This is a genomic window from Pseudomonas sp. XS1P51 (genome assembly GCF_054897845.1).
Window position 1 is genome coordinate 486554 of sequence record NZ_CM142707.1, and the last position, 14439, is coordinate 500992.

12 protein-coding genes and 2 pseudogenes are annotated in these 14439 nt (G+C 57.4%); 8 read left to right on the plus strand and 6 right to left on the minus strand.

Annotated elements, in window-relative coordinates; genetic code table 11:
* Positions 1–76: 76 nt before the first annotated feature.
* The 3 genes from ACYZUD_RS02360 to ACYZUD_RS02370 all read right to left on the minus strand — a co-directional run bounded on the left by ACYZUD_RS02360 (position 77) and on the right by ACYZUD_RS02370 (position 1961).
* Positions 77–697: a TetR/AcrR family transcriptional regulator gene (locus ACYZUD_RS02360; RefSeq protein ID WP_462022419.1), complete on the minus strand. Its 621-nt coding sequence runs from the start codon at positions 695–697 to the stop codon at positions 77–79.
* 159 nt (positions 698–856) lie between these two features.
* On the minus strand, positions 857–1465 hold the full coding sequence (locus ACYZUD_RS02365) for an alpha-ketoglutarate-dependent dioxygenase AlkB family protein (protein ID WP_462022420.1): 609 nt from the start codon (positions 1463–1465) through the stop codon (positions 857–859).
* Positions 1466–1625: 160 nt separating this feature from the next.
* Positions 1626–1961: an ArsR/SmtB family transcription factor gene (locus ACYZUD_RS02370; RefSeq protein ID WP_462025170.1), complete on the minus strand. Its 336-nt coding sequence runs from the start codon at positions 1959–1961 to the stop codon at positions 1626–1628.
* Positions 1962–2020: 59 nt separating this feature from the next.
* On the opposite strand from ACYZUD_RS02370, the gene ACYZUD_RS02375 reads away from it, so the two are divergent.
* Positions 2021–3112, plus strand: a complete 1092-nt coding sequence (locus ACYZUD_RS02375) for an NADH:flavin oxidoreductase/NADH oxidase (protein ID WP_462022421.1) — start codon at positions 2021–2023, stop codon at positions 3110–3112.
* A gap of 199 nt (positions 3113–3311) precedes the next feature.
* Here ACYZUD_RS02375 and ACYZUD_RS02380 read toward each other — a convergent pair.
* From ACYZUD_RS02380 to ACYZUD_RS02390, 3 genes and pseudogenes are all read right to left on the minus strand, one after another.
* Positions 3312–3746 (minus strand): annotated as a pseudogene (locus tag ACYZUD_RS02380) (site-specific integrase); the annotation flags it as partial.
* A gap of 3 nt (positions 3747–3749) precedes the next feature.
* Positions 3750–4974: pseudogene (locus ACYZUD_RS02385) on the minus strand (DUF3422 domain-containing protein).
* A gap of 5 nt (positions 4975–4979) precedes the next feature.
* On the minus strand, positions 4980–5597 hold the full coding sequence (locus tag ACYZUD_RS02390; RefSeq protein ID WP_462022422.1) for a TetR/AcrR family transcriptional regulator: 618 nt from the start codon (positions 5595–5597) through the stop codon (positions 4980–4982).
* Positions 5598–5712: 115 nt separating this feature from the next.
* Between ACYZUD_RS02390 and ACYZUD_RS02395 the strand changes: the two genes are divergently transcribed.
* The 7 genes from ACYZUD_RS02395 to ACYZUD_RS02425 all read left to right on the plus strand — a co-directional run bounded on the left by ACYZUD_RS02395 (position 5713) and on the right by ACYZUD_RS02425 (position 14436).
* Entirely contained in the window at positions 5713–6462 is a 750-nt protein-coding gene (locus tag ACYZUD_RS02395) for an SDR family NAD(P)-dependent oxidoreductase (protein ID WP_462022424.1), read from the plus strand.
* Positions 6455–7213: an SDR family oxidoreductase gene (locus tag ACYZUD_RS02400; protein ID WP_462022425.1), complete on the plus strand. Its 759-nt coding sequence runs from the start codon at positions 6455–6457 to the stop codon at positions 7211–7213. Before ACYZUD_RS02395 ends, ACYZUD_RS02400 begins: the two co-directional genes overlap by 8 nt.
* 169 nt (positions 7214–7382) lie before the next feature.
* Positions 7383–9458, plus strand: a complete 2076-nt coding sequence (locus tag ACYZUD_RS02405) for a hydantoinase/oxoprolinase family protein (RefSeq protein ID WP_462022426.1) — start codon at positions 7383–7385, stop codon at positions 9456–9458.
* Positions 9459–9487: 29 nt separating this feature from the next.
* On the plus strand, positions 9488–11155 hold the full coding sequence (locus ACYZUD_RS02410) for a hydantoinase B/oxoprolinase family protein (protein WP_462022427.1): 1668 nt from the start codon (positions 9488–9490) through the stop codon (positions 11153–11155).
* Positions 11155–12357, plus strand: a complete 1203-nt coding sequence (locus ACYZUD_RS02415) for a pyridoxal phosphate-dependent aminotransferase (RefSeq protein ID WP_462022428.1) — start codon at positions 11155–11157, stop codon at positions 12355–12357. Before ACYZUD_RS02410 ends, ACYZUD_RS02415 begins: the two co-directional genes overlap by 1 nt.
* Before the next feature lie 35 nt (positions 12358–12392).
* Positions 12393–13205: an NAD-dependent epimerase/dehydratase family protein gene (locus tag ACYZUD_RS02420; protein ID WP_462022429.1), complete on the plus strand. Its 813-nt coding sequence runs from the start codon at positions 12393–12395 to the stop codon at positions 13203–13205.
* 34 nt (positions 13206–13239) lie between these two features.
* Positions 13240–14436 (plus strand): NAD(P)/FAD-dependent oxidoreductase, encoded by a 1197-nt coding sequence (locus tag ACYZUD_RS02425; RefSeq protein WP_462022430.1) that lies wholly within the window; start codon positions 13240–13242, stop codon positions 14434–14436.
* Positions 14437–14439 lie beyond the last annotated feature (3 nt).

The window sequence follows — 14439 nt, forward strand, 5'->3', positions numbered from 1 at the left end:
GGGTTGTGAGTGCGATTTAGTCAATAAACACTATTAGTGTCGTTATGGGCAAAAAAAGAACTAGACCTTCTGACGACTATTGAACTCTAAGGCCCTTGACGATCACCGCGACTGAATTGTCTATGTCATCTAGGTTTTCCAGGTTCGCGGTGATCAGATGCAGCCAGGACATGCCTGTGAGCATCGAGACGGCGGCCTCCACGGCAGGACCGTCGACAATTTCCCCTGCGCTCACTGCTCTGGCGAATATCTTGCGCAAAGTACGTTCGCGACGCGGTAGAAACTCCTCTCGGAATTCCGCAATGGCCTTTGAATCCATCTGAATTTCAATGAAGAAACTGCGGAGGGTTTCCCCGGCGCTAGACGACTGCCACCAAGTCCAAAGCGAGCGCAAATGCACAATCAAATCCTGCTCCAGATTGCCGGTGTCGGGGGAGGTGACGAAAGTCAACGCGGTGCGCTCGTAAACATCTCTCAACAAAGCGCCTTTGCTGCGCCACCAGCGATAGATGGTCGGCTTGCTTGACCCGGCACGCTCGACCAGCGCATCCATGGTAAACGCCCGATACCCTTGCTCTTCAAGAATAGCGGCGGCCGCTTCCAGGATGGCCTCGGTGCTTTGCGGGCTGCGAACCGCGCCAATCGAGGAGCGGCTGCGGGGTTTGGCAGGCGTGGACTTGGTGGGCTTTTGGGTCATGGGCTTGGCGATGCTCGAAATCGGCTGGTTAATGCTTTGCGGATTCTATAGAAACTGGCAGTGTTTATACAATAGCGCCTTTCCAAGGCAGAGCAGCTAGCTGATGGTCTGAGGGGCTGCTTGCCGGTGGGGCGCGACGATGAGTTGAAAACGTGCAGACTACGGGAACCGTCTGAACGTCAGGCTGATACGCGGGGAGACCACAGCGTTGGTTTTCGTCAGTGCATGAAGCCAATATTGTTGCGTATCCCCTCGCATCACGATCAGTTGTCCATGGTGCAAAGCCATTTCCCTACGCTCACCGGAGCTCTTGTGTTTGAAGGCAAACTTTCGAGTTCCCCCCAGACTCAATGACGCGATCACAGCGTGCTCACCCGTAGCCTCACTGTCGCTGTGCCATCCCATTCCTTGGGTGCCATCCTCATAACGATTGAGCAAGCACGAGTTGAACGTCGTTGCGGTCAAGCGCTCAACCTGGGCTCTGAGCGAGTCGAGGATTTCGACATCCCATGGCAACGATTGTCTCAGGACACCGGAATGGATGTAGCGCGATGGGGTGTCTGCATACCACGCCACTTGGCGCCTGGTTTCGATGACGTTGCCATTGATGAGCGCGGTATCGGCCAGCCAGGCAATCTCTGATATCAGGCGTGAGAAAATAACATCGGCTTCTATCATGCTCAGGACAATGCCGAAATCGTTCACGGCACCATCGGAAGGAAGCAGATTTAGATCCTCGGGTCGAGCCAGAAATAGGTCTGCTTGCATGGGGCGTCCATTCGACGATCAAGAAATTTACAGGGTGGCTGAGAGAGCGTACGGCGAACCGGCCATTAATTTAATGGGCAAGGAATTAGCTTCATTGCCGCCCGCTGCAATCGTCGGGTTGCCTCCAGTGACGGGTGGCGGCATTTGCCGGAGGTCTGGTTTACTGCTGAGAAAGAATGCTCTCAAGCAATCCGGGGAACCGACAGCCAAGCACGTCGGCACGCAACGAATTCATATGCGTAGTTCCCACGCTACGGGTGTGTACAAGCCCTGCATCCCGTAATACCCGAAAGTGATGAGACATGCTGGATTTCGGACGTCCCCCGTCCAGTTCGCCGCAACTGGCCTCGAGAACCTCTGCGAGGCAGCGAACGATTTCCAAGCGAACAGGGTCACTCAAAGCGTAAAGCACTCGTTCGAGAATCAGGTCTTCGGTATTTGGGTGTTTAAAGGCTCGCATGACTCGAATAATAACAGGGCTATCGCTCATTACCATAGTTCGATTAGCATCGAACAATCGAATGAAATTGCCTCTTCGCTTCCTGGAGCTCTCCCATGTCTGCATTGTTCGAACCCTTCAAACTGAAAGACGTTATGTTGCGCAACCGGATCGCCATCCCACCGATGTGCCAGTACATGGCTAACGACGGCATCGTCAACGACTGGCATCACGTCCACCTCGCAAGTTTGGCCCGCGGCGGCGCTGGCTTGCTGGTTGTCGAGGCTACCGCTGTCGCGCCTGAAGGCCGTATCACGCCAGGTTGCGCGGGGATCTGGAGTGATGAGCATGCGCAAGCCTTTGTCCCTATGGTGCAAGCTATCAAGGCCGCAGGCTCCGTACCCGGTATCCAGATTGCCCATGCCGGTCGTAAGGCCAGCGCTAATCGCCCGTGGGAAGGCGACGACCATATCCCCGCTTCCGACGCTCGCGTTTGGCAAACCATCGCACCATCGGCCATCGCTTTCGGCGCTCATCTGCCGAACGTGCCGCGCGCCATGACCCAGGAAGACATCGCCCGTGTTCGCCAGAACTTCGTCGATGCCGCCCGACGTGCCCGTGACGCAGGTTTTGAATGGATCGAACTGCATTTCGCTCACGGTTACCTGGGCCAGAGCTTTTTCTCCGAACATTCCAACCAACGTACTGATGCCTACGGCGGCAGCTTCGATAACCGTAGCCGTTTCCTGCTGGAAACCCTCGCCGCAGTTCGCGAAGTCTGGCCGGAAAACCTGCCGCTAACCGCGCGTTTCGGCGTGATCGAATATGACGGACGTGATGAGCAGACCCTGAGCGAATCCATCGAGCTTGCCCGTCGTTTCAAGGCCGGTGGGTTGGACTTGCTGAGCGTCAGCGTTGGCTTCACCACGCCCGACGTCAATATCCCCTGGGGTCCGGCGTTCATGGGGCCAATCGCCGAGCGCGTGCGTCGCGAAGCCGGTTTGCCAGTGACGTCGGCCTGGGGCTTTGGTACGCCGCAACTGGCCGAAGGAGCGTTGCGGGCAGGGCAACTCGATCTGGTGTCAGTAGGACGTGCGCATCTGGCTGATCCACACTGGGCGTACTTTGCGGCTAAAGAACTGGGGGTCGACAAGGCGTCCTGGACATTGCCTGCACCCTACGCTCATTGGCTGGAGCGCTATCGTTAAGGAGTGACAGCGCATGGGGCGGCATCGGCAGTTTGATGCCGTCCTCAAGGGGGTAGTCTTTTAGGTACTTGTCTCCCCCTGAAATCAAGACTTTCTGTGCTTAGGAAAAAAACCTCTGGATTTTATCGAATAAGACCCTTTGTGCGAGTCTCGCTTCCCGTCTCATAGGCATACGCAAAAATGCCACTCATTTGAGCGGCTATTTCATGTGTGCGTGATTTTTCTCTTCGGCATAATCGTGATGCAGGTAGTGGCGCCTTACCCGGGTGCCGGCCAGCACATGGTTTTAACAGCGATCGATGACGTCCAGGCTGACCCCTAAGGCTTGCATCATGGTCGCGCCCATGCGGCGTCCAGTCACCGTTCTGGCTGTCGGCAAGGACCAGGGTGTCGTCATGACGCCGTCTGGAGAGAGCCTTACGGGTTTTGAACAGAGTCTGACGATCGCCCACCTGCTTGCTCACCACTTTTACATCAACATGCTGATCATCCTGCTTGTTGGGAAAGCACTACTGAGAGTCTCCCAGGCTGATCCTGAGCGCGAGTTGTGTTTCTTTTTTAAGGACCGAATGCCCCCGTATTTTTGGTCGGCGGAGAGAGCGCTGTAATCGGCTGTCATTTGTTGGAGGCGGTTAGTTCAATGCTGTTTTGCTGCCCTTATCCGTATAAGAATTTGCACCAGGATGAAAATTGCAATGGGTGCCATCGCAATGACCGCTGATCTTGGAGACAGCTCCATGCCCAGCAAATGCACTCCGGAATAAAGCAACTTCAACAGGTTCAGGACGTAATAGGTGATGGCGATAATGGAGAGGCCTTCAACCGCTCGTTGAATCTTGATCTGTGCATCCGCTCGTGCATTCAGGCTTTTCAAGATTTCGGCGTTTTGCTCCTCCATCTCCACCTGCACGCGTGCCTGTAAGAGTTCACCCAGATTGGCCACGCTCTTCGCCAGTACCTCGAGCCGTTGTTCCGTAACGGCGCAGTATCTCACTGTTGGTTTGAAGCGGCGTTCGATGAATATGCCTAGACGCTGGCAATCGCCAGCGCGGTTTTCCCGCAGTTCTGCCAAACGTTCGAATACGAGCTGTGCGTACGCTTGTGTGGCGCTGAAGCGGTGGCGGTGCTTGGCTGCGAGGCTGACGACTTTTGCAGACAACTCTGCAATTTCTGAAAGCAGGGCTTTTGTATTGCTTCTGTCGGGCGCGGCGTTTCGCTCCGACAGATCGGCCAGCGTTTTATCGAAAACGTTGAGCTGGGAACTCAGTTGCTTTGCCGCGGGCAGCGAAAGTGAGGCCATCATGCGGTAGGTTTCAATCTCAAGGAGGCGGCGAATCATGCGCCCTTGGCGATAGGCGTTGAGGTGATTATTGATGAACAGAAACCGGTTCTCGCCGCATTCGCTCAACCGGAAATCGCTCCAAACCGCTGCATCGCCACCCCCCTATGGATGATCCGCAGGGGTCCTTGAATCCGTATTCCGAGTGATCACCCGTCGACGAACTCCTGTTGCAAACCACTATTTGCACGCTGTTGATTAACAATTGGGTGTAGGGAGTGATTTTTACCGCCAGGGCATCTGGCAAGGAGCTCCAGTGCGGTCTATCCGTTGGCGCGGTGACGACGTAAGTGAGGGTAAAGAACTCGGCATGTCGTTCCCATTTCAGCCAATGCCCGTCAAGTCTGGTGATGCCTTGGGGGATTTCACCGCTAACCGGTTCATCATAGAGACTGTTGAGAAGTGACTGGCGCTCGCTTTCACTCCCCATGACGGCCATGTGAAAAACGTAGGCCGGCTCGCTGAAGTACAGAGAAGGGCGAGCGTGCAGTTCGTTATGAAGGGCATGTCGTAGCGGGTGCATGGTGCTTATGCCTTGAACGCTGAGTCTTTGCCGCAGGTAATGATTCCCACGACAAAGTGAGTCAGGGCATCTGTCAGTTTTTGTTCTGGGACTTCTGTGCTCTGCCAGAGGGATTGTCCGTAAAGCATACCGATGACGGCTTCTGTGATCAGTCCGGTGCGGTCGCTGATGCAACCGTTCTCACCGAGTTCAGCGGCAATGATTACTTTCAATATGGCGGCATAGCTGCTCTTGAGTTGGATGATTTCCTGCTGTTGCTCATCGGTCAGGTTGACGAATTCACGTGTCACCAGTAGGAGTCGGTGCTTTTCTGCCAAGTTGAATGCCACGAACGCATGCACGAAGCGGTGGAGGCGATCACGGTGAGTCCTGGCTCCACGCATACGACGTTTGGTATCGGCCAACAGGTCAGACACCGCGCCTTCAATCAGTTCGAACAACAAACACTGTTTGTTCTCGATATGCGCGTAAAGCGAGCCTGCATGCAGCCCCAGTTGCCCTGCAAGATCGCGCAGGCCTATTGCCTGATAGCCGCGCGTCGCGAAGAGTTCCAACGCCACATCAAGCAGACGGTCTCGGGCACTGCTGGGTACGGATTTCGAGTAGATAATGGCCGCAGGCATGGTGCTGTCCTGTGTTCTTGGACGGGGTACTTGCCGACCAGTGTCGGACAAATTGGGTTTGACCAAATGTAAGACAACAGGCATCTTACGTAAAGACTAATCGCGGAGGTGTTTTATGGATGGGCAAACGGTCGTAATCGTCGGTGGCGCTTCGGGTCTGGGGCTGGAAACCGCCAAGCTGATGCGCAAGCGTGGAGCCGCGAAAATCGGCATCATCGATAGAAATGAGCAGTTGATGGCTGTCGCGGCAGAGGTGCTTCGCGCCGATGGTTGTGAAGTTGCCACTGCGGTAGGCGATATTTCCCGGCAGGAATCCGCCCATGGCGCTTTCCAGCAAATCGTCGATGCGCTGGGGCGTGTGCATTGCCTAGTCAACAGCGCTGCGATCTACCCGCGAAAGGATATTTTCGAGATTACCGACGAGGAATGGGATCTGGAAAACGCGGTGAACATTAAAGGGACTTACCACATGATGGTCGCCGCGGTGAAACACATGCAGGCCTACGTGGCGGCACCTGCCGTGACTGGCCGCATCGTCAATGTCACTTCGGTAGACGCTTTCAAGGCTCACCCGCAGAACGCCCACTACGCCGCGACTAAAGCAGCCGTTGTCAGTCTGACCAAATCCTTTGCCCAGGCCTGCGCCAAGGAACAGATCCTGGTCAATTCGGTGGCGCCCGCAGGTTTCGCCACTGAGCGCGCAAAGCAATTGGGCTTCCTCGGTGAGCTGGCTGCGGCCAACCCGCTGGGCCGTGCAGCTGAGCCTGCCGAGATTGCCGAGTGGATCGTCATGATGGGTAGCAGTCGCAACAGCTATGCCACGGGTGAGAACGTGATCGTAAGCGGGGGCTACATCTATGCCTGATTCAGTATCGGTGCCGGCGATCTACCGCAGGGCTTTAGTCACGGGTGCCACCAGCGGTATCGGCAAGGCCGTTGTCCTGGCATTGCGCGATGCCGGTTTGCAGGTGATTGCGGTCGGTCGCAGTCCTGAGGCGTTAGCCGAGTTGCGTTCGGAACCGGGCGTAACGGTGGTCGAGGCTGATGTGCGTCAAGTCGATGCCTTCACCGAAATCCTGGCGCGCTATCCGGTGGATGTGTTGGTCAATAACGCCGGGGTGTTGTCCACCCGATCCTCGTTCCAGGAGATGGATCCGGCGGAAATCGACAACATGTTCGACATCAACCTAAAGGCGCCCTTGCATCTGACACGCAAGGCATTGCCCGGGATGATCGAGCGTGGCCATGGTCATCTATTCTTTATTGGCTCCAGTGCTGGTCGTGCGCCACATCCTGGGGCTGCTGTTTATGGTGCGTCCAAGGCGGGGATCAGTTTGTTCTGCGATGCATTGCGCTGCGACTTGCTTGGCAGTGGGGTGCGCGTGACGGAAATTGCCCCCGGTCGGGTCCAGACGCAATTGTACAAAGCCACCATGGGTATGCAGTCCGCTGACGCCGAACTGTACGAAGGGTATGAGTCGATCATGCCGGAAGATATTGCGACCTTGCTGTTGGCAGCGCTGAGCCTGCCACAGCAAGTGGACGTGTCTCGCCTTGAGGTTTTCCCTACCTCTCAAGCGGTGGGCGGGGGACGAATGGTCAAGACCAAGGGTTGATGACCAGGGCCGGGATCTCATCGATCCCGGCTGACACTTTTCGGGGTGTCTGAAGCAGCCGAATACCGTGTGACAATGCTTGACTGCCTGTAAGACAACATATAACTTACATTTCAAGCGGGCTTGATTGCCTCTTGTCATGAAATCAGGAATTTCAGGGGATACGACGATGACTGCTACTTCATGCCGGGTCGGCGTGGACATAGGTGGGACCTTTACCGATATCGCGCTTGATGTGGGCGGGGTATTGCACTCAACCAAAATTCTTACCGACTATGAGCTGCCAGAGCGCGCGATTCTCACCGGTGTGAAAAGTGTCATCGATGCCGCCGGCCTGAAGCTGTCCGACATTGAGCAACTGATCCATGGCACCACCCTGGCCACCAACGCACTGATCGAGCGGCGCGGGGCCAAGACGGCATTCATTACCACCGAAGGTTTTCGTGACACGCTGGAAATGCGCACGGAAAACCGCTTCGAACAATACGACATCAACATCACATTGCCGCCGCCGCTGATTGAGCGCGAACACCGCTACACCTTGCGCGAGCGCCTGGATGTACACGGTGATGTGTTGATCGCGCCTCAACAGTCCGATATCGATGCGCTGGTCGAGCGAGTGGCCGAAGGCAACTACGAGAGCATCGCGGTCGGCCTGATTCACAGTTACGTCAATGGTGCCCACGAACGCCTGTTGCGCGATGCCTTGCAACGGCGCTTGCCGAAGGTATCGGTGTCGATTTCCAGTGAAGTCTCTCCGCAGATGCGCGAGTTCGAACGCTTCAATACCGTCTGTGCCAATGCTTACGTCAAGCCGCTGATCAAGTCCTATCTGGATCGTCTGGTGGTGACGCTCAAGCAATCCGGTGCCGATTGCCCGGTCTTCATGATCCACTCCGGTGGCGGGATTATCTCGGTGCAGAGCGCCGCAGAGTTTCCTGTGCGGCTGGTCGAGTCCGGCCCGGCCGGTGGTGCGATTTTCGCAGCCGACATTGCACGCAAATACTCACTGGATTCGGTGGTCTCCTTCGACATGGGCGGCACCACGGCGAAGATCTGCCTGATCGAAAACCAGGTGCCAAAGACCGCCAAGACCTTTGAAGTGGCGCGTACCTACCGCTTCAAGAAAGGCAGCGGCATGCCGATCTCGATCCCGGTAGTGGAAATGGTTGAGATCGGTGCCGGTGGCGGCTCGATTGCCAGCATCGACAGCATGCGCCAGATCCGGGTCGGCCCGCACAGCGCCGGCTCCGAGCCGGGCCCGGCTTGCTACGGTCGTGGCGGCCTGGAGCCGACCATCACCGATGCCAACCTTTTGCTGGGGCGCCTCGATCCGGACAACTTCGCCGGCGGCGCGATGCGCCTGTCCATCGATAACGCCGCTTCGGCCACCGCGCGAGTCATCGGTGCGCCACTGAACATGGAAGCGGTCACCGCTGCCTACGGCGTGTGTGAAGTGGTCGATGAGAACATGGCCAACGCGGGGCGTGTGCATGCCGTGGAAAGCGGTAAGGACATCGCCGAATACACCATGATTACCTTCGGTGGCGGTGGTCCACTGCACGCTGCGCGTCTGTGCGAAAAAATGGGGGTGTCGCGCTTCCTCGTGCCGGCAGGTGCAGGTGTCGGATCGGCTATTGGCTTTCTGCGTGCGCCGTTTGGTTATGAGGCAGTACGCAGTGCTTTTGTGCGCCTTTCTGAATTCGATGCGGCACAGGTCAATGCTCTGATTGATGACATGAAGGCCGAGTCCATCGGTTTCCTGCGCCAGGGCATGCCTGAAGGTGAGCCTGAGCTGGAATGCACGGCGTTTATGCGTTACGTCGGCCAGGGCTGGGAAATTCCCGTTTCTCTGCCATTCAAACCATTCAGCAACAGCGACACCGCACAGTTCAAGACCCTGTTTGAAGCGGCTTACACCCAGTTCTTTGGTCGCCCAATCGAAGGACCGGATGTCGAGATCGTCAGCTGGTCGGTTAAAGCCAGTTCGCCGTTATTTCCGGTGCAGCCAGTCGAGCAGATCGGCGCCTCGCATCGTGCCCACGAAGTTTCGCGTCGAGAGGTCTTCGACGTCGTCAGCGGTGGTTTTGTCGATGCTGGCATCTTCCAGCGTGAGGAGTTGCAACCGGGTGCTCGTGTTGATGGCCCGGCCATCATCGCCGAGCGCGAAACGTCGACCTTCGTGTCGTCCTCCTTCATCGCCACGGTCCAGCCTGACGGCTGCCTGTTGGTTGTTCGACGCTAAGCGTCACTTGCATAGAAGGCGATTTTCCCATGAGCGATACCTTGATCGATATTCAAATGCAGGTGATGTGGAATCGCCTGATTTCGGTGGTTGAAGAGCAAGCCTTGACGCTGATCCGCACCGCGTTCTCGACCAGTGTGCGTGAAGCCGGCGACTTGTCCGCCGGCGTCTTCGACCGGGCTGGCAACATGCTTGCCCAGGCTGTTACGGGCACCCCGGGACACGTCAACACCATGGCCGAGGCGGTGGTGCATTTCATCAACGACATTGGCCAGGACAACATCTTCGAAGGCGATGTCTACGTGACCAACGACCCGTGGAAGGGTACGGGCCACCTGCATGACATCACCATCGTTTCGCCCTCGTTCTACAAGGGCAAGTTGATCGGCTATTTCGCCAGCACCGCTCACGTGGTCGATATCGGCGGCCGCGGTTTCGGCCCGGATGCTCGTGAAGTCTACGAAGAAGGCTTGTTCATTCCGATCATGAAGTTGTTCGAGCGCGGCAAGGTCAATCGCGACCTGATCAACATCCTGCGCAACAACGTGCGCGAGAACGATCGGGTGGTGGGTGATTTCTACGCGCTGTCGGCCTGCAACGAGACCGGTCACAAGCGCCTGCTGAGCATGCTTGATGAGTTTCGCCTGGAAGACCTGGAGCACATCGGCGGCTTCATCCTGGAACACAGTCGCCGCGCAACGCTGGAGTGCTTCAAGTCCCTTCCATATGGCACCTACCAGAACAGCATGACCTTGGACGGGTACGACGTTCCAGTGACCTTGTCGGTAACCCTGACGGTCGGGCCGGACGGCATTTTGACTGATTTCGGCGGCACCTCCGGCATGAGTCAGTTCGGTATCAACGTACCGCTGGGCTATGCCAAGGCCTACGCCTGTTACGGACTCAAGTGCATCGTCGCGCCAGAGATCCCGAACAACTCCGCGTCGCTGGCGCCGTTCGATGTCGTGGCGCCCGAAGGCTGCATTCTCAACGCCAAGCACCCGGCACCGGTCTCGGTGCGTCACGTGCTCGGGCACTTCGTGCCTGACCTGGTGCTCGGTGCGTTGCACAAATGCTTGCACGGCCAGGTCCCGGCCGAGGGCGCCAGTGCCCTTTGGAACCTGCACTTGAGCGTTCGCCCACTGGAAAGCAATCCAGAAGGGCGCAATGCCGAGATGCTGATGTTCAACAGCGGTGGCATGGGCGCACGCGCCGCCAAGGACGGTTTGAGTGCCACGGCGTTCCCGAGTGGCGTGCACACCATGCCGGTCGAGGCCACCGAGCATGCCGGCCCCGTCATTGTCTGGCGCAAGGAGCTGCGTAACGGTTCTGGTGGTGCCGGCCAGTTGCGCGGCGGCCTGGGCCAGGAGATCGAAGTATCGGCTGCCGAAGGCTATTCGTTCCGCTTCAGCGCCATGTTTGACCGCATTCTCTACCCGGCTCGTGGCCTTGAAGGCGGCAAGGAAGGCGCCAAGGGTTATGTCGGTCTGGACGATGGCACGCTGCTGCGCGGCAAGGGCCAGCAGTTCGTGCCTTCGGAGCGACGTTTGATTCTGAGCCTGCCAGGCGGCGGTGGCTACGGTGATCCGCGCCAGCGTCCGCGTGAGGATGTCGAACGCGACCTGCGTTTCGGCTACATCAGTGCCGAGCAGGCGCGTGACGATTATGGCTATGAAGCCGGGCAGGGGAGCAATTGATGGAATTTCAAAGTTCGCGGGTCAGGACAGTCAAGAGTTCGCCAAGCATGGCGGTCTCGGTCCTGGCCAAGAAAATGCTCGCTCAAGGCGAGCCGGTGATCAATCTCAGCCTGGGCGAGCCGGACTTCAATACCCCGGCCCACGTGATCGAAGCGGCCTACCAGGCCATGCTCGCGGGCAATAACCATTACACCGCGCCGAACGGCTACGAGGCATTGCGCCAGGCCATCGTCGACAAGTTCTCTCGTGAAAACGATCTGAATTACGGCCTGGATGAAATCTGCGTCGCCAACGGCGCCAAACAGTTGCTGTTCAATGCCTTCCTGGCGACCCTGGAGCCGGGTGACGAGGTCATCACGCCTGCTCCTTATTGGGTGTCCTACACCGATATGGTGCTGCTCAACGGTGGTGTGCCGAAGGTCATTCCCTGCGGTTCCGAGTCTGGGTTCAAACTCGATGCTGCACGGCTTGAAGCGGCCATTACGCCGAAGACGCGTTGGCTGATGCTCAACTCGCCGAACAATCCCTGTGGCGCGATTTACACCCGGGAAGAATTCGCGGCACTGGGTGTCGTGTTGCAGAAGTATCCGCGGGTCCTGGTGATCTCCGATGAGATCTACGAGCACATCATTCTCGGCAACAAACCCTTCGTCCCATTCGTGACGGCGTGCCCTGAGCTGCGTGAACGCACCCTGCTGATCAACGGGGTGTCCAAGGCCTACGCCATGACGGGCTATCGCCTGGGGTATGCCGCGGGTCCAAAAGAACTGATCGTCGCGATGAACAAAACCCAGTCGCAGACCACGACATGCCCCTCGGCCATCTCACAGTTGGCAGCTGCGGCAGCCTTGAACGGTCCGCAAGACTTCGTGCGTGACGCCAACCGTGAGTACCAAGCCCGAGGCGCAATGGTCGTCGAAGGTCTCGCGGCAATCGACGGACTGGAATTGCAGATGCCGGAAGGGGCGTTCTATGCCTTCCCGAAATGCTCGGCGTTTATCGGCAAGCGTACGCCCGATGGGCAAGTGATCGAGAGCGATACCGACCTCGCCAACTATTTGCTGCGGGTTGGCAATGTCGCAACGGTTCCGGGTTCTGCGTTTGGTCTTGAGCCCTACATCCGCCTGTCATTCGCAACGTCCAGGCAACAGCTTGAGCAGGCCATTGTGCAGATGCGCGATGCGCTGGCCCTGTTGGTTTAAGCGTTGCAGTCACTGACTAATTCGAGATTGATCTGATGAGCAAACCTTTCAAACGACTGTTGATTACCGGTGCTGCCGGCCGCTTGGGCAAAGTCTTGCGCGAGCACCTGCGGGACTTCGCCGATGAGCTGCGCCTGACCGATATCGCTGACATGGGCGCGGCGGCACCGCACGAACAGCTGGTGCGCTGCGACCTGGGCAATCTGGCCGATGTGCTGCCGCTCGCCGAGGGCGTTGATGCGATCATTCATGCGGGTGGTATACCGCTGGAAAACACCTTTGCCGCGATCCTCAACGGCAATATCGTCGGCACCTACAATATCTACGAAGCCGCGCGTCAGCATGGTGTGAAGCGAGTGGTTTATACCAGTTCCAATCATGCCATTGGTTTCTACGACCGAACCGAAACCATCGACTCTACTGTTGCGCATCGTCCCGACAGCCTGTACGGAGTGAGCAAATGCTTTGCCGAGGATCTGGGTCGGTATTACTGGGACAAGTTCGGCGTCGAGTCGGTGAATCTGCGCATTGGTTCCTCGTTCGAAGAACCGTTGGATCGCCGCATGTTGGCGACCTGGCTATCGTTCGCCGACTTTGCTCAGCTGGTGGAGCGCTCGCTGACCGCACCGCGCGTTGCGCACATGATTGTCTACGGCATGTCGGCCAACCGTGAATCGCTGTGGGACAACCGCACCGCCTCGTCGATTGGCTACGTGCCACAGGACAGTGCCGATGATTACCGCGAAAAAATTGAAGCGAAATTCCCGCCCCTGGACCCCAATGAGCCTGCCGCGCGCTACCACGGTGGCAATTTTGCTGGCGCAGGCCATTTCGAAGATCCGAAGTAACGTTTCCCTATCGAATTCTTAGAGGTCCCGAACCATGGCTTCGACAGCTACAAAGCAACACTACGACGTAGTGATCGTGGGCGGCGCGGTGAACGGCAGTGCCACGGCTTATTTCCTGGCCAACAACCCTGACTTCACTGGGTCGGTGCTGGTCATCGAGCGTGACTGGACCTATGCGCAGTCGGCCACGGCGCTCTCCAGCAGCTCGATCCGCGTGCAGTTTTCCAACCCGATCAATATTCAGATCTCTCGGTTTGGTGCTCAGTTTATCCGGGATTTCCCGCAATTGATGGAGGTCAATGGGGACAAGCCTGACCTCGCCTTCAAGGAAAACGGCTATCTGTTCCTGGCCGACCAGAAGGGCTTCGACGTACTCAAGCGTCTGCACCAGACGCAGCTGGACAACGGCGCCGATGTGACCCTGATGGACACCGACGCGCTGATCAAGCGTTTCCCCTGGGTCAATCCCGACAGCCTGGCTGGCGGAACCTATGGCGAGAAGGATGAAGGTTGGTTCGACAATTACGGCATCATGAATGGCTTTCGCAAGAAAGCGCGCTCGATGGGTGTCGAGTACATCGAGAACGAGGTGGTTGAAGTCTTGCGCAAGGGCGATCTGGTCACTGGCGTGACCTTGGCCAGTGGCGAGCGCATCACCTGTGAATACTTGGTCAATACCGCCGGCACCCGCGGGCCCACAGTAGCAAAAATGGCCGGTTTGCAGATCCCGGTCGAGTCGCGTCGGCGCTCGCTGTTCGTTTTCGACTGTCACACACCACTGCCCGGTGTAGTTCCGCTGACGATTGATCCGACCGGTGTTTTTTTTCGCCCGGAAGGCCATCTGTACCTCGGCGGTACTTATCCCAAGGTCGATCCGGAAGTCGATTTCGATGACTTCGAGGTCTTGCACGACGAATTCGACGAAGAGGTCTGGCCGATCCTTGCTGAACGTGTCCCTGCGTTTGAGGCTATCAAGGTGGTCAACTCCTGGGCGGGGCACTACGACTTCTGCGTGCTGGATCACAACGCAATCGTCGGGCCGCACAATGAGGTGCGCAACTTCCTCTTCTGCAATGGCTTCAGCGGTCACGGCCTGCAACAGGCACCAGCGATTGGTCGTGGCCTGAGTGAGCTGATCACTTACGGCGAATACCGCAGCCTGGATCTGAGCGCGCTGTCCTACGACCGCGTGGTGGAAAACCGTCCCTTTTTGGAAGACTCGGTCATCTGACCG